We start from the raw sequence: 14,615 nt of genomic DNA, 5'->3' as shown, positions 1-14,615 counted from the left end.
TCAAAGCGCCAGGAGCACGTCCAGCTGCACCTGCAAGGCGTTGGCTTCGTCGTGTCTTCCGAGGCTGACGTAGAGCGCCACCGCCTCCCGCCGCTCTTGAATCTCCCGCGCGATGACGGCCCGCACGGCGTCCGGCGTCAGCTCCAGGCGGGGCACTTCCCCACTCCCCAACCCACCGGCGGTTCCGGCGACGGCGCCACGGACGGAGGGGGGCGCGACGCTCACGTCGGGAGCCTCCGCGTTGTCGAGGGCCGCGAGCGTCTCACGCAGGACGGCCGAAGCCAGCGCGCTCCGGGTGCGCAGCGCCTCTTTCAGGGCAGCGCGAAGCGTCGACTTCCATTCAGCGACGGTTCTCATGTCCCCTGCCATGCCAGTCCTCCCTCCGGATGCGGTCGTCGACCCGGGGACGAGAGTCGACCGTCCGACCCTCCAGGCTGTCAACGCTGCTACGCGCGCACCTCGTCCCGCGGTGAGGGGGCGGGGTTTTGCGTGCCCTTGGGCGCGCAACCGTGCGACAAGGCGGGCGCTGCGACACCCCCTGGAGGACGGCATGGCGGAGATGACCTACCGGACGGCGCTGGTGACAGGCGCCTCGAGCGGGCTGGGACGTGGACTGGCGCTGTGGCTCTCGAAGCACGGCCTGCGCGTCTTCGCGACGGGCCGGCGGCTGTCTCAGCTGCAGGCCCTCTCCGCGGAGGCCCAGGCCGCGGGCGCCACGGTGGAGCCCATCGTCATGGACATCACCCACGCGGAGGCGGCCCAGGAGCGCATCCGCGCCATCGACGCGGAGTGTGGCGGCCTGGACCTGGTGGTGGCCAACGCGGGCGTCGGCGGCCCCACGCATGGCAAGCGCATGGACTGGGACAAGGCGCGCGCCATCATCGACACCAACGTCACCGGCGCCGCCGCCACGCTGTGCGCGGTGCTGCCCCAGATGGTGGAGCGCCGCCGGGGCCACGTGGTGGGCATCTCCAGCCTCGCGGGCCACCGGGGGCTGGCCGGCCACGCCGCCTACTCCGCGTCCAAGGCCTTCCTCGCCACCTTCCTGGAGAGCCTGCGCGTGGACCTGAAGGGCACGGGCGTCGCCGTGACGTGCGTCTACCCGGGCTTCGTGAAGAGCGAGCTCACCGCGAAGAACCACTTCCCCATGCCCTTCCTCATGGAGACCGACGACGCCGTCGCGCGCATGGGCCGCGCCATCTTCGCGGGTGAGACGGAGGTCAGCTTCCCCTGGCAGCTCGCCACCTCCATGCGCCTCTTGAAGGCCATGCCCAACCCCCTGTTCGACGCCACCGCGCGCCGCTTGAAGTGAGAGGAGCCCGCCCATGACGACCCCACTGACGTCCTTCGCCGAGCGCTTCGCGAAGCTCGCCGACGCGCGCTCGCCCTTCTGCCTGGGGCTGGACCCCTCGCGCGACGTGCTCGCCCGCTGGGGGCTGCCGGACACCGCGCAGGGCCTGTCCGACTTCTGCGAGCGCCTGGCCGACGCGGCCGGTGACACGCTCGCGGTGGTGAAGCCGCAGAGCGCGTTCTTCGAGCGCCACGGCCCCGAGGGGCTCGTCGTCCTCCAGCGCGTGCTCCGGCGCTTCCGCGCCGCCGGCACCCTCACCCTGCTGGACGTGAAGCGCGGCGACATCGGCTCCACCATGGACGCCTACGCGGAGTCCCTCTTCGGCGAGGGCAGCGCCTACGACGTGGACGCCGCCACCTTCACCGCGTACCTGGGCCTGGGCGCGCTCGCGAAGACGGTGGAGCGCGCGCGGGCCCACGGCGCCTGCGCCTTCGTCGTCGTGCGCTCGTCCAACCCGGAGGGCGTGCCCGTGCAGAACGCCGTGGGCGGCGACGGCCGCACCGTGGCCCAGGCGGTGGCGGACGGCCTGCGCGAGCTGAACGAGAAGGCGGGGCCCGGCGTGCTCCCCGCGGGCGCGGTGATGGGCGCCACGCTCCCCCCGGCGGACCGCGACGTGGTGGAGCGGCTGGGCGGCGCGCTGCTGCTCACGCCGGGAATCGGTTCGCAGGGCGCGGGCTTCAGCGACCTGCCGAAGCTCTTCTCCGGCCGCGAGCGGCAGGTGCTGCCCACCGCCGCGCGCTCGGTGCTGGAGGCGGGACCGGACGTGGCCGCGCTGAAGCGGGCCCTGGAAGCACATCAGGCGCCCTCGCGTGGTTTTCGCGAAGGCGCCTGAGGGGCGCTGCCACCGGATGGAGCGCGCGGCCTACTGCGCGCCCATCATGAATTGATCCACCCCGACCTGGTTCTTGTCGGGCACGGCCTCCTTCGGCTCGGTGCCCTTCTTGAAGAACATCAGCTCCGCGCCCTTGGCGCCGGGGTTGGACACCTTGCCCGTCTTCTTGTCGATGTAGAGCCGCGCCAGCTGCATGGACTGCCAGGGGTAGAACTCCGGCTGCGGCCGGCCCTCCAGCGCGCGCTTCATGTAGTTGAGCCAGATGGGCAGCGCCGCGCGGCCACCGGTCTCATAGCGGCCCAGCGGGTGCGGGTTCAGGTCGTAGCCCACCCACGCCACCGTCACCAGGTCCTTGGTGTAGCCGGCGAACCACGCGTCGAAGGAGTCGTTCGTCGTGCCCGTCTTGCCCGCCGCCGGCTTGCCCAGCTTCTGCGCCGGGCCACCGGTGCCCTGGAGCACCACGCCGCGCAAGAGGTGCGTGAGGATGTAGCCCGTCTCCGGGCTCATCACCTGCTCGCCCGGCTCGAAGAGGCGCGCGTAGCCCGCGGCCACGCGGTCCTGCAGCGGGGCCCACGCGTCGTCGAACGCGGTGTGGTCCTCCAGCGTGCGGCCGAAGCGGTCCTCCACCTTGCGGATGAAGTACGTGGGCTTCTTGCGGCCGTAGCGGTTGAAGGTCGCGTAGACGCTCGCCAGGTCGAACGGGTACACGCAGGACGAGCCCAGCGCCGCGGAGAAGTCCATGTTCATGGGCGTCGTCATGCCCAGCTTCTTCGCCCAGTCCGCCATGTTGTGGACGCCCACCGCGCCGAACGTCTTCACCGCGGGGATGTTCATGGAGTTCACCAGCGCGGTGCGCAGCAGCACGTCGCCCACGAACTCCTCGCTGTAGTTGGCCGGCTTCCACGACACCTTGTTGTCCGGGTCGTGCTCCACGATGGGCGAGTCCACGATGACGGTGGCCTCCGTCCAGTCCAGCTGCTCCAGCGCCGCCGAGTACACGAACGGCTTGAAGGAGCTGCCCGGCTGGCGGCACGCCTGGAAGGCGCGGTTGAACTCGTTGTCGTCGAAGTCGTAGCCGCCCACCATCGCCGTGAGGTACTGGCGGTGCGGATCAATGGAGACCAGCGCGCTCTGCGCCTCCGGGGTCTGCTCCAGCCGGAAGAGCTTCAGGCCCTCGTCGGGGATCTCCTCCGCCAGCTTCCGGTCCCACTGCTCCTTGTCGTCCGTCAGCTCCTTCTTCGCGACGTGACGGAGCACCACCACGTCGCCCACCGCCAGGGCCTTCTTGACGGAGGTGATCATGCTCGCCGGGTAGTAGCCCTCCGGGTTCACCTTGCGCGCCCAGCGCATGCCCAGCAGCGGCAGCCGGCCCTGGTGCGGCCCCACCTGCACGTCCGCGCCCTTGCCGTCGTCGTCGATGCGGCTGACGACGCCCACGTAGAGGCGGTTCTCGACGAGCTGCTCCTTGCCCATCGCCTTCTTCGCCTTGTCGATGAACGCCTTGCGCTCGCCGTCGGTGGCCAGCTGCAGCACCGGGCCGCGCCAGCCCTGGCGCTTGTCCACGGACATCAGGCCGTTCAGCACGGAGTCCTGCGCCGCGCGCTGCCGCTCGCTGTCCATGGTGGTGAAGACCTTGAGGCCCTCCTTCAGCAGCACGGGGTTGCCGTAGCGGTCCACCACGTCCTTGCGCACCTGCTCCACGAAGTACGGGGCGAACTCGTGGAAGACGTCCTCCACGGGGTACACCTTCACCGGCTCCGCGTCGGCCTGGTCGTGCTCCGCCTTGGAGATCATCCCTTCAATCAGCATGCGCCCCAGCACGTAGGAGCGGCGCTTCTTCGCGGCCTCCGGGCGCAGGAAGGGCGAGTAGCGGCTGGGCGCCTGGGGCAGGCCCGCGATGAGCGTCATCTCCCCCAGCGTCAGGTCGCGCACGTCCTTGCGGTAGTAGTTCTCCGCCGCGCTCTGCACGCCGTAGCTGTGGTGCCCGAGGAAGACGTTGTTCAAGTAGAGGTAGAGGATCTCCTCCTTGGTCAGCGCCTGCTCCAGGCGGAAGGCGAGGATGGCCTCGCGAATCTTGCGCTTGGGCGTCTTCGCGGTGGCCTCCTTGTAGCCCTCCGCGGAGATGAGGACCGCCTTCGCGGTCTGCTGCGTGAGCGTGGAGCCGCCCTGCACGCCGCCGCCCCGGAGCCCCAGCTTGGTCAGGACCGTCTTGGACACCGCGCGCGCGGTGCCCAGCACGTCCACGCCGAAGTGGTCGAAGAAGCTGGAGTCCTCGCTGGCGATGAACGCCTGCACCAGCCGCTTGGGGATGCGCTCGTAGGGCACCACCTTGCGCCGCTCGTTGTAGAACTCGCCCGCGAGCACGGCGTCGTCGGTGTAGACCTCCGTGACGATGGGCGGCCAGTACTCGTCCACCTTCGGGATGGCGGGCAGCCCCGCGGAGAAGATGTAGTAGGCGGCCACGATGGCGAGCGCCCCCGCGGTGGCGCCCATCAGGCCCAGCACGGCGACGAGCTTCATCAAGCGCACGAGGATGTTGCGCTTGGGCGGAACGCCGTCGAGCACCAGCTTCTTGCCGCTGCGGTCAGTCTTCGGGTCGGACATGCGTGTTCTGTCGAGTCCTGGGCTCAAGGCTTAGAGGAGCGCCGCCCGCTTCAGCACGTCCGTGAGTTCGGGAGGAAGCGGGGTCTCCACGACGACCTTCCTTCCATCTTCGGGGTGCGGAAATTCGATGCGCTCGGCGTGCAGGAACAGACGTTTGAGCCCCCAGCGCGCCCGCACGTCGCGGTTGAAGGCGAAGTCTCCGTACTTCTTGTCACCCGCCACCGGGTGGCCCACGGCGACCAGGTGCCTTCTTATCTGATGCGTGCGCCCGGTCTCGATGGTGCAGGAGAGGAGGGCTGCCTCGCTCGACTGGCGCACGACCTTCCAGCGGGTGACGGCCTCCTGCATGTTCACTCCCCGACGGGCCTTGGACTCGGCCGTCTGCTGGTGCTCGGCGAGCGGCAGGTCGATGACCCCTGAGTCCTTGGGCATCTTCCCCTTCACCAGGGTCAGGTAGCGCTTCTTCGGGTGGCCATTCGTGAAGATTTCCGTGAAATGGACCATCGCCGGGCGGCGCTTGGCCACCAGGATGACGCCGGAGGTCTCCCGGTCCAGGCGGTGGGCCGGGGAGGCGGTGAAGTCGTTCCGGGTGGCCTTGGGGCCCAGGTAGGCCCGCACGTAGTCCACCAGGGTGCCCCCGGTGATGCCGCTGCCGGTATGGACGGCCATGCCACTGGGCTTGTCCACGGCCATGAGCCAGTCGTCTTCCTTGAGGATGACCAGCCGTGAGGGGTCCACGGGCGGCGGCGGGGGGGGCGGACGGTCCGATTTCGGACGCTCCGCCAGGGTGAGCTGCTCTTCGGTGCCGCGGATGGTGAGCACGTCTCCTTCGGCGAGCAACTGCTCCGGCTGCGCGCGCTTGCCGTTGACCCGCACCTTCTTGGTGCGGATCATCTTGAAGAGGTGGCTGACGGGGACGTTGGGCATCCGCTTGCGCAGGTGCTTGTCCAGCCGCATCCCGACGGTGTCGGCTTCGATTCGGTACTCGATCATTTGTGCTGGCGCCTGGACCAGACCACACGAATAATTCGCGGTCCATGCCGAAAGCCCCAACTATCGAGAAGCTGCTCCAGAGCGGCTCCGCCGAGTGGAACCGCCTGCGCAAGTCCGGACAGGTGGCCAACGACCACACGGGAGCCACGTTCACGCAGCTGTTCTCCGCCAACGCCGACCTGTCCGGGCTCGGACTGGTGGGCTCCGAGTGGGAGCGCTGTGACCTGTCGAAGATGAACTTCCGGGACACGGACCTCTCCAACGCCTATTTCCACGGAGGCCGCCTGCAGGACTGCGACTTCCGCGGCGCCAACCTGGAAGGCTGTACCTTCGAGAAGCTGAAGCTCCTGAGATGTGACTTCACCGGCGCCAAGGGTCTGGAGGACCTGGAGCTGGACGACGTGGACATGGACCGGGTGACGGGCCTGGATGGGGAGGAAGCCCCCCCGCCCCCGCCCCCGCCGGTCCAGGGAATCACGGCCTTCACGCGCGAGCAGCGCGAGAAGATGCTCGGCCAGTCGCACGGCGGCGGTGGCGGCGCGATGGACGGCGCGGGCTCCGCGCACCCGGACGACCTGCCCCCGTTCCGGCCGCAGGATCCGCCGGGCTCGCTCTTCTTCCGGGCGCTCAAGCACGTGGGCGCTCCCCCGCTCTGGGTGCTGGACGTGCCGGGCCTGCGCCCGCTCCTGCCGCAGCGGCTGCCGCCGGGCAGCTCGCTGGAGACGCTCTACCGCGAGGCGGTGAAGACGCGGCTGGAGAACAAGAAGCCCGCGGCGGACCCCGGCGCGGTGGAGCGCGCGCAGAAGGCGCTGCGCATGGGCGGCAAGGAGGCCAACGTCGCGGCGGTGTACCTGCGCGAGGTGGGCGTGCTGCCCCTGTTCCGCTTCGCCGCGGCCAAGCAGCTCAAGGGCGAGCTGCGCGCCGAGGTGGAGGTGGACGACCTCACGGGCTCCATCGACCCGCGCACCACGGGGGCGCTGCTGGAGCTGCGCCTGACGCACGAGGTGGTGGAGCACCTGCACGAGGTCCGCCGCCGGCTGGCCGCCGCGCAGCTGTACACGTCGCTGCTGGAGGCGGGCTTCAACCCGGAGAACAACTGGGAAGAGGCGCTGGACTCGGCCGAGGCGTCCATGGAGCTGGCGCAGGCGGCCACGGGCGACGACCGGCAGACGCTGCTGGAGGGCTTCCAGGTGTTCGCGGCCCTGCCGGAGGAGGCGCGCCTGCGTCGCCTGGCGTACCTGGCGGAGTCGGTGTCCAACCTGGAGCTGCTCAGCCGGCTGCCGGAGGGCATGGAGCCGCCGTGGCTCGCGGGCCCGGAGGTGCGCGAGTGCCACGAGCGCGAGATGACCTACGTGCAGTCGCTCAAGGCGCAGGACATCCCGTCCAAGGTGGCGGCGCTGGCCAAGGCGGAGCTGGGCGTGCCCGAGGGCGAGGTGCCCGAGGACAGCGACGACGACCTGTTCGTGCACGTGCGGTGTGACGTGTGCGGCAAGGAGAAGCTCATCGTCCAGTCGCCGGACGCGTGACGCCGGCCCTTCCGCGCCGCGGAAGGTGATGCATGACGAAGGCCCGGTCGGAGCGCGAAGGCGCCTCCCGCCGGGCCTTCTGCTTGGGGCTCCATCCCGCCGTGCCCGGGACACCGGAATCCCGTCATCTCCCCTCCCCATGGGGAGGGGCGCCTCCCAGAAGGAAGCTGCCTATCTCTGCGCCCTGGGGCACGGCGGGCGTCGCGCGGGAGCTGACGGCTCCAGCGGAGACGTGGGCGAAGTCATGGAGCGTGGCGCGCACAGGCCGCAGCAGGGCGGAGGCCGGTGTCCGTGGGCGCCCTGCGTCCTGCTGCTGCTCACCCTGCCGTGGGGCGCCGCGCTCGCGCAGGCCCCGGCGTGGTCCCTGCCCGCCGCCCTCGCGCCGCTCGCGCAGGACGCCCCGCTGCCCGCGGACGCGCCCCAGCGGGAGGAGGAGCCCGAGGAGGAGCTCGACGAGGACACCCACCCCCGGCACCACCCCTGGCGCGCGCTGGCGGAGGTCACCGCCGTCAACCTGGCGCTGTGGACCTATGACCGGACGATTGGCGGCAAGGTCTGGGCGCGGGTGGACCTGCACACGTGGAAGAACAACCTGCGCACGGGCTTCGTCTGGGACGGGGACGGGTTCTCCGAGAACCAGTTCGCGCACCCGTACAACGGCAGCTTCTACTACGCGGCCGCCCGGGACAACGGCTTCTCCTACGCCGCCTCCGTGCCGTTCACGCTCCTGGGCAGCCTCCAGTGGGAGCTGTTTGGCGAGGTGTTCCCGCCGTCCATCAACGACCTCATCAACACCACCCTGGGCGGCTCGGCCATGGGCGAGGCCTTCTACCGGCTGTCCTCCATGGTGCTCGACACCGAGGCCACCGGGCGCAAGCGCTTCTTCCACGAGCTGGGCGCGGGGGCCCTCAGCCCCGTGCGCGGCGTCAACCGGCTGCTGCGCGGCGACGTGTCCCGCCACCACCCCACGCCCCGGGACTGGACCCCCACGTACTTCGCGAGCTGGGGCACGCTGGGCTACCTCCGGCTGGACGACGGCGGGTCCCTGGCCGGGGGCAAGAACCAGTACTTCGCCGAGTTCTCCCTGCGCTACGGGGACGCGTTCCGGGGGGCCTACCGCCGCCCGTTCGACGCCTTCGAGGCGCGCGCGCAGTTCACCACCCAGGAGCACAACCTGGTGAGCTACGCGCGGCTGCAGGGCCTGCTCACGGCGACGTCGCTGGCGCAGGGCGAGCGCGACGGGCTGCGCCTGGGCCTGTTCCAGCAGCTGTCGTACGTGGACACCTTCGCGTATGAGCTGGGAGGCCAGTCCGTCGCCGTGGGCCCGCTGTACCTGCACCAGCTCCCCGGGGACTCCACGCTGCGCTCGGCGCTGCTGCTGGACGGCCTCATCCTCATCGGCATCTCCTCCGAGCACAGCGGCACCGAGGGCCGCAACTACGACTACTGCTCCGGCGGCGGCTTCCAGTTCCAGGTCGCCTACGCGCGCGGCGCGTGGGACATCGTGTCGCTGGAGCTGGGGCTGTCACACCTCATCGTGGTGGACGGCTCCAGCGGTTCGCACCAGGTGCGCACCGCGCAGTTCCAGCTGGACCTGCCCATCCACCGCTGGCTGGGCCTGGGCGTGGAGGCCAACTACTTCCAGCGCCACAGCCGCTTCAGCGCCTTCCCGGATGTGACGAAGGACACGTACCAGCTGCGCTTCTTCATGTCCGTGCACTGAGGGCAGCGGCGGGGCTCAGCCCACCTGCTCGCGCGGCGCGGCGGGCAGCGAGTACGTCACCGGCGGCGGCAGCATCACCCGCACCGCGTCGCCGGCGCGGATGAGGCCCGGCCGCTCCACCCAGCCCACCAGGCCGCGCCTCCGCCACGCGGCCTTCACGAAGCGGCTCGCCAGCCCCTTCAGGTCCGGGTGGTGCGCCTCGATGACGCGGCCCGGGTGCACGCAGGGCTGGTTCTCCCCCTCCATCACCAGCGTCGCGTCCTCCGGGAAGAACAGCCGCGTCCCGGGCGGCAGGTGCGTCAGCTGGGGCACGCCGACCAGCTCCAGGTTCGCGCCCAGCCACGACGCCAGCACGTGCGGCACGCCCAGCGCGAGCGCGACCTCCGCCAGCTCCTCGCGCGACACGACCGACAGCTGCCGGGTGTTGCGGATGACGGTGCCCTTGGGGAACCACGGCACGCGCACGTCCGCCAGCCGCGTGAGGCCCGCGTGCCGGTCTCCGACGATGCCCTCGAAGGACACCTTCACCTCGGGGACCTCCCGGGTGACGAAGCGCTTCGGTTCAGCGTCCGTGCAGAGCAGCACGTTGGCGAGATGGCCGGTGAGCGAGGGAGCGGGGGCGGTCATGACAGGCGCTCCTTCCAACACGTCCCAGCGGCGAAATCAAAACAGGGCCATCTGCTGCGGCTTGCCCAGGGGGCGGGCGTCCGTGCCCGCGTCCCGCAGCGCCTGCGCCAGCTCCTCCGCGAAGCCGTGGCAGGTGATGACCTCCCGGGCCCCGGTGTCCTTCACGTAGCGCAGGAGCGACGGGAAGTCCGCGTGGTCCGACAGCGGGAAGGCCACGTCCGCGCCGTAGCGCCTCGCGCCGCCCGGGTCCAGGGCCCAGCCGGTGAGCACCGCCGTCGCCCGGGGCCAGTGCGGCGCCAGGGCCCCGCCGCGCGCCAGGTGCGGCGGGAAGAAGAGGACCTCGCCCGGCTCCACGCGGCCGTCATAGCGGCGCAGGTTCTCGATGGGGACGCCCAGCTGCGCGTACAGCTCCGCGACCTCGAAGATGGACGGGTGCGCGACCAGCTGGAAGCCCCGGCCCGCGAGCTGCTTCATGGCCTCCTGGCTCTTGCCCAGGGGATAGCCCAGGAGCACCGGCGTCACGCCCCGGTTCAGCTGCGCGCGCAGCCACGTCTCCACCTGCCCCAGCACCTCCGGGCGCGGCGGGAAGCGGTAGCGCGGATGACCGAAGGTGGACTCGATGACGAGCGTGTCGCAGGTCGCGACCTCCGTGGCCTCCGCGGTGAGCGACGGGGCGGTGTTCAGGTCCCCCGTGTAGACGATGCGCCGGCCATCCGCGCGGGTGACGCGGAGCTGCGCGCTGCCCAGGATGTGCCCCGCGGGCAGGAGCTCCAGCAGCAGCGGCCCCAGCTCGAACGGCCGCAGGAAGGGCACCGACAGCGGCGCCGACACCGGCCCCAGCCGGTGGGCCATGAAGCGCAGCGTGGCCGCGGTCGCGATGGTGCTCTCGTGCCGGGCGATGTGGTCCGAGTGCCCATGGCTGACGAAGGACAGCGGCGACTTGCGCTTCGCGTCCAGCGCCAGGGGCGTGCCCGTCAGGTGCAGCCCGTTTCGTCTCAGCTCCACGCTCATGGGATGGGGGCTGTCTATAGCGCGCCCCGGCCCTCCACGCCCCGGCCGCGACGGCCACGGGCCCCGCGCCGGATGCTCAGGCGGCGGGCGTGCGGACCCGCGACCGCCACCCGTCCCACACCACGGGCCCCAGCTCGGAGAACAGCACGCCCACGAGGATGAGCGCGCCCCCGCCCCACTCGCGCGCGCCCAGCACCTCGCGGCCCACCGCCACGGAGTAGACGGAGGCGAACACCGGCTCCAGCGCGAAGATGAGCGCCGCGCGCACCGCCGTGGTGCGCGCCTGGCCCCACGTCTGGATGCCAATGGCGAGCGCGCTCGCGAACACGCCGCACACCAGCACCGCGCCCCAGAGCGGCGGCGTCCACTCCAGCTTCCGCTCCACGAACGGCAGGCACAGCGCGGACAGCAGCGCCACCCCGGCCAGCTGCACCGCCACCAGCCCCCGGACGCCGTCGCGCGACGCGAAGCGCTCCGTGAGCAGGATGTGCCCCGCGTACGTCACCGCGCACCCGACGGACAGCCAGTCGCCCAGCGACAGGCCGCCCACGGCCCCTGGCCTCGCCAATGCCTCCGTGGGCCGCGTCAGCGCATACAGGCCCACCGCCGCCAGCACCACCCCCACCGTGGTGCCCCACCGCGGCAGGCGCCGCAGGAGCACCACCGACAGCAGCGGCACGAAGAGGACGTTGAGCCCGGTGAGGAACGCCGCGCGCGACGGCGTGGTGTCCGTGAGCCCCACCGTCTGGAGCGCGAAACACAGGAACAGCAGCACCGCCAGCAGCGAGCCCTTCTTCAGCGTGCCCGGCTCGAACATCCGCCGGCCGGCGAGCGGGGCCAGCACCGCCGCGCCCACCGCGAAGCGCAGGGTGAGGAAGGTGAAGGGATCCGCGAAGGAGAGCGCGTCCTTCACCACCACGAACGTCGCGCCCCAGAACACGCAGAGGAGCACCAGCGCCCCGTCCGCCTGCCATCGCGCCCCCTCGCGTCCCTGCTTCACCGCTGGACCTCTCATTTCATTTCAAGGGAAGAACGCCACGCCCGGGAGGGCATGGACGCCCGGCGGCACCACGCCCTCCGCCGGTGGGCCCCGTCCGTCCAGCGCGGTGAGCGTCGCGGCGCCCATGCGGATGGCGATGCCCGTGGCGGAACACCCGCGTCAGGTGCCGTGGGGCTTTTGGCTCAGCGGGCCGAGGAGCGCAACCCCCGCGGGGCCTCACCCCTGGAGCGCGCGCACCAGCACGACCAGGCGCTTGCTCCCCCCCGCCGCGTCCCACTGCTGGTTGGTCGCGGTGGTCAGCGTGTCCGGCGCGGGACGAAAGTCGAGGCCCGAGAAGGTCCGGAGGGAGGCCGTGTTGTCCTCGTCGATGTCGGCGTGGAGGCGGTCCGCCCCCTGCCGTTTCATCTCCTCCAACAGGCAGCGCACCAGGCCGCTGGCCACCCCCATGCGGCGCACCCGAGGGGCCACCACCAGCGAGCGCACCCAGAAGCCGTCCAGGGCCAGGCCCTCCTGATGGTAGTCGTCCGCCCAGGCGAAGCCGTACAGGCGCCCCTGCGCGTCGAAGGCCCCCGCCGCCGCCCCCACCCGCCGCTCCGGGGGCAGGCCCCACCGGTCGCGCAGCTGGCGGCGCAGGAAGGTGCCGGACACCACCAGCCGCTCCGTGGCGAAGGCGAGCAGCGCGTCCAGGTCATCCGGGCGCACCAGGCGGATCTCCATGGGGCCCACGAAGTGGCGGCGCAGCGGCTTCGTCCAGCCGGAGAACAGGTCTCGCAGGTGGCGGAACACCGCGCGGGACTCGGGCTTCGTCCACACGCCGGACAGGGCCCGCTGGGTCAGGAACAGGGCCGGCCGGGTGGGCCGGGGCAGCCGCACCACCCAGCGCCCCCGCTTCAGCGCGATGATGCGCCCCACCAGCTCTCCTCCCGCCACGTCGCTGCCCCCCAGGAGCGCCTCCGTCACCCAGGGGTGCGTGGACAGCACCACCTGCGCGGCCAGCCGGGGCCCGTGCCGCATCAACGCCACGTCCCCGCGCGCCAGCCGCTCCGGCCCGCAGCGCAGCAGCCGCACCGCGTCCCCGCTGCGCAGGAGGGGATAGAGACACCGCCCCATGCCGCGCACCCACAGCCGGTGGCCGAAGGGCAGCGCCGCAAGCAGGTCCGCGAGCTCGGCCGTCGAGACGCCACCAGAGGGCATGACAGACACTCTGTCATGAAGGCGCCCCCGCGACAGTCCCGCGGTGCATCCCCGCTCCCGCTTCGTCCGGAACCGGCTATGACACGGCCCGACGCCAAGGCCAGGAGGGCCCATGCCGCCGACGATGCCCGAGGGTGAGTACGCCCCCGCACCCCGCCAGGGATGGTGGAACCGCAACTGGAAGTGGGCGGTGCCCGTGGGGTGCCTCGCGCTCCTGGGCTCGTGCTTCTGCTTCGCCGCCATCGCCGTGGGCTGGGGCTACACGTCCTTCAAGGACATGGGCGCGTACACGGACGCCGTCGCCCAGGCCCAGGAGGATCCGCACGTGCAGCAGGCGCTGGGCGGCACCTTCAAGTCGGGCTTCCCCAGCGACACCCGGGTGAGCACCTCCAACGGGCACACCCACGCGGAGTTCACCGTCCCCCTGGATGGCCCCAAGGCGGACGGCACCCTGCACGCCGTGGCCGACAAGGACGGCGGGGACTGGACCTTCCGCACCCTCTACGTCCAGCTCCAGGATGGCAGCCGCATCGACCTGCTCGACACGGGCGAGGCGCCGCCCGCCGTGCCGGAGACACCCCACGAGCTGGAGCCCGACGACCAGGCGCCGGACGAGGGCGAGCCCCAGGCCCCCGAAGCCGCGCCGCCGCCCGCGCGCAAGAAGCCCGGGCACGACAACGACATCGACCTGTAGGCGCCGGACATGACGAAGGGCGCGCCCCGGGGATGGACTCCCGGCGACGCGCCCCGCGTGTGTCACGACCCTGCCCGGAGGCAGCGGCCTACTTCAGCTTCTGGATGCCCTCGCGCAGCGCGGGCAGGACCTTGAAGAGGTCGTCCACGAGGCCGTAGTCGGCCACCTGGAAGATGGGCGCCTCCGGATCCTTGTTGATGGCGACGATGGTCTTCGAGGACTTCATGCCCGCCAGGTGCTGGATGGCGCCGCTGATGCCCGCGGCGATGTACAGCTGCGGCGCGACGACCTTGCCCGTCTGGCCGACCTGGTAGTCGTTGGGCACCCAACCCGCGTCGCACACCGCGCGGGACGCGCCCACCGCGGCGCCCAGCAGGTCCGCCAGCGCCTCGACCTCCTTGAAGTCACCCTTGGTGCCGCGACCGCCGGACACCACCACGCGGGCCTCGGTCAGCTCCGGACGCGCGCTCTTCACCTCGTTGAAGCTGACGAACTTCGTCTTGGAGGCCTCCAGCTTCGGCTGGAAGGACTTCACCTCCGCGGCGGCGCCACCGGCGGCGGCCGGGGTGAACTCCGTGGCGCGGATGCTGACGACCTGCACCGGCGTGGTCAGCTTCACCTCGGCGAACACGTTGCCGGCCCACATGGGGCGCGTGAAGGTGATGTCCGCGCCAGCGCCGTTGATGGCGGTGATGTCGGTGGCCATGGCGGCCTTCAGCCGGGCGGCGACGCGCGGCAGCAGGTCCTTGCCCTGCGCCGTGGAGGCCGCGCCCACGAAGGAGGCGTTCAGCTCCTGCGCGAGCCCCGCGACGACGGGGGCCTGGACCTCCGCCAGGTAGTGCTCGAACTCCGGCGCGGCGGCGGTGTGGATGACCTTGGCGCCGGTGCCCGCCAGCTCCCCGGCGAGCTTCGACGGGTCCTTGGACAGGAGGACGAGGTGCAGCTCCGCGCCGGCCTTGTCCGCCAGCTGCTTGCCCGCGGCGATGGCGTTGAGGGAGGCCTTGCGCAGGTTTCCGTCCGGCTGCTGCTCGGCGACGATGAGGACGATGGACATGGGTCT

The 14,615-nt window shown here is 71.5% G+C and carries 13 protein-coding genes; 5 read left to right on the top strand and 8 right to left on the bottom strand.

The window, feature by feature from the left end; translation table 11 throughout:
* Positions 1-357, bottom strand: a complete 357-nt coding sequence (locus GTY96_RS20650) for a GatB/YqeY domain-containing protein (protein ID WP_143900413.1) — start codon at positions 355-357, stop codon at positions 1-3.
* A 193-nt stretch (positions 358-550) separates the two neighbouring features.
* Between GTY96_RS20650 and GTY96_RS20645 the strand changes: the two genes are divergently transcribed.
* Both GTY96_RS20645 and pyrF read left to right on the top strand, forming a co-directional pair.
* Complete coding sequence (locus GTY96_RS20645) at positions 551-1,312, top strand: SDR family NAD(P)-dependent oxidoreductase (RefSeq protein WP_143900415.1); 762 nt, start codon at positions 551-553, stop codon at positions 1,310-1,312.
* A 13-nt stretch (positions 1,313-1,325) separates the two neighbouring features.
* Entirely contained in the window at positions 1,326-2,183 is an 858-nt protein-coding gene (gene pyrF, locus GTY96_RS20640) for an orotidine-5'-phosphate decarboxylase (RefSeq protein WP_143900417.1), read from the top strand.
* Positions 2,184-2,213: 30 nt separating this feature from the next.
* Here the strand turns inward: pyrF and GTY96_RS20635 are convergent, their stop codons facing one another.
* Together GTY96_RS20635 and GTY96_RS20630 are read right to left on the bottom strand one after the other, a co-directional pair.
* Complete coding sequence (locus GTY96_RS20635) at positions 2,214-4,787, bottom strand: penicillin-binding protein 1A (protein ID WP_143900418.1); 2,574 nt, start codon at positions 4,785-4,787, stop codon at positions 2,214-2,216.
* Between the two features lie 30 nt (positions 4,788-4,817).
* Positions 4,818-5,780 (bottom strand): RluA family pseudouridine synthase, encoded by a 963-nt coding sequence (locus tag GTY96_RS20630; protein WP_143900420.1) that lies wholly within the window; start codon positions 5,778-5,780, stop codon positions 4,818-4,820.
* Between the two features lie 44 nt (positions 5,781-5,824).
* Between GTY96_RS20630 and GTY96_RS20625 the strand changes: the two genes are divergently transcribed.
* Positions 5,825-7,306: a pentapeptide repeat-containing protein gene (locus GTY96_RS20625; protein ID WP_186001851.1), complete on the top strand. Its 1,482-nt coding sequence runs from the start codon at positions 5,825-5,827 to the stop codon at positions 7,304-7,306.
* 244 nt (positions 7,307-7,550) lie between these two features.
* The gene (locus GTY96_RS20620) at positions 7,551-9,029 is read left to right on the top strand and encodes a DUF3943 domain-containing protein (protein ID WP_235685750.1); all 1,479 of its coding nucleotides are present in this window, start codon (positions 7,551-7,553) and stop codon (positions 9,027-9,029) included.
* Positions 9,030-9,044: 15 nt separating this feature from the next.
* Here the strand turns inward: GTY96_RS20620 and GTY96_RS20615 are convergent, their stop codons facing one another.
* From GTY96_RS20615 to GTY96_RS20600, 4 genes are all read right to left on the bottom strand, one after another.
* Positions 9,045-9,656 (bottom strand): MOSC domain-containing protein, encoded by a 612-nt coding sequence (locus tag GTY96_RS20615; RefSeq protein ID WP_143900426.1) that lies wholly within the window; start codon positions 9,654-9,656, stop codon positions 9,045-9,047.
* Between the two features lie 36 nt (positions 9,657-9,692).
* A complete protein-coding gene (locus GTY96_RS20610) occupies positions 9,693-10,667 on the bottom strand; it encodes an MBL fold metallo-hydrolase (RefSeq protein ID WP_143900428.1) in 975 nt (324 codons plus the stop codon).
* Positions 10,668-10,743: 76 nt separating this feature from the next.
* Positions 10,744-11,667: a DMT family transporter gene (locus GTY96_RS20605; protein ID WP_328700956.1), complete on the bottom strand. Its 924-nt coding sequence runs from the start codon at positions 11,665-11,667 to the stop codon at positions 10,744-10,746.
* Between the two features lie 216 nt (positions 11,668-11,883).
* Positions 11,884-12,861 (bottom strand): GNAT family N-acetyltransferase, encoded by a 978-nt coding sequence (locus GTY96_RS20600; RefSeq protein WP_201756260.1) that lies wholly within the window; start codon positions 12,859-12,861, stop codon positions 11,884-11,886.
* A gap of 112 nt (positions 12,862-12,973) precedes the next feature.
* Between GTY96_RS20600 and GTY96_RS20595 the strand changes: the two genes are divergently transcribed.
* Positions 12,974-13,555: a cytochrome c oxidase assembly factor Coa1 family protein gene (locus GTY96_RS20595; RefSeq protein WP_143900432.1), complete on the top strand. Its 582-nt coding sequence runs from the start codon at positions 12,974-12,976 to the stop codon at positions 13,553-13,555.
* An 88-nt stretch (positions 13,556-13,643) separates the two neighbouring features.
* Here the strand turns inward: GTY96_RS20595 and GTY96_RS20590 are convergent, their stop codons facing one another.
* Positions 13,644-14,609, bottom strand: coding sequence for an electron transfer flavoprotein subunit alpha/FixB family protein (locus GTY96_RS20590; RefSeq protein ID WP_143900434.1), 966 nt, complete (start codon positions 14,607-14,609; stop codon positions 13,644-13,646).
* Positions 14,610-14,615 lie beyond the last annotated feature (6 nt).

The organism is Corallococcus silvisoli, assembly GCF_009909145.1.
In the GTDB taxonomy this organism is placed as follows: domain Bacteria; phylum Myxococcota; class Myxococcia; order Myxococcales; family Myxococcaceae; genus Corallococcus; species Corallococcus silvisoli.
This window is presented reverse-complemented; position numbering and strand designations above follow the sequence as displayed.

Excerpts from the sequence above, each read along its gene's own strand:
- GTY96_RS20650 (WP_143900413.1), bottom strand. The coding sequence starts at position 357 with ATGAGAACCGTCGCTGAATGGAAGTCGACGCTTCGCGCTGCCCTGAAA.
- GTY96_RS20645 (WP_143900415.1), top strand. The coding sequence starts at position 551 with ATGGCGGAGATGACCTACCGGACGGCGCTGGTGACAGGCGCCTCGAGC.
- pyrF (WP_143900417.1), top strand. The coding sequence starts at position 1,326 with ATGACGACCCCACTGACGTCCTTCGCCGAGCGCTTCGCGAAGCTCGCC.
- GTY96_RS20635 (WP_143900418.1), bottom strand. The coding sequence starts at position 4,787 with ATGTCCGACCCGAAGACTGACCGCAGCGGCAAGAAGCTGGTGCTCGAC.
- GTY96_RS20630 (WP_143900420.1), bottom strand. The coding sequence starts at position 5,780 with ATGATCGAGTACCGAATCGAAGCCGACACCGTCGGGATGCGGCTGGAC.
- GTY96_RS20625 (WP_186001851.1), top strand. The coding sequence starts at position 5,825 with ATGCCGAAAGCCCCAACTATCGAGAAGCTGCTCCAGAGCGGCTCCGCC.
- GTY96_RS20620 (WP_235685750.1), top strand. The coding sequence starts at position 7,551 with ATGGAGCGTGGCGCGCACAGGCCGCAGCAGGGCGGAGGCCGGTGTCCG.
- GTY96_RS20615 (WP_143900426.1), bottom strand. The coding sequence starts at position 9,656 with ATGACCGCCCCCGCTCCCTCGCTCACCGGCCATCTCGCCAACGTGCTG.
- GTY96_RS20610 (WP_143900428.1), bottom strand. The coding sequence starts at position 10,667 with ATGAGCGTGGAGCTGAGACGAAACGGGCTGCACCTGACGGGCACGCCC.
- GTY96_RS20600 (WP_201756260.1), bottom strand. The coding sequence starts at position 12,861 with ATGCCCTCTGGTGGCGTCTCGACGGCCGAGCTCGCGGACCTGCTTGCG.
- GTY96_RS20595 (WP_143900432.1), top strand. The coding sequence starts at position 12,974 with ATGCCGCCGACGATGCCCGAGGGTGAGTACGCCCCCGCACCCCGCCAG.
- GTY96_RS20590 (WP_143900434.1), bottom strand. The coding sequence starts at position 14,609 with ATGTCCATCGTCCTCATCGTCGCCGAGCAGCAGCCGGACGGAAACCTG.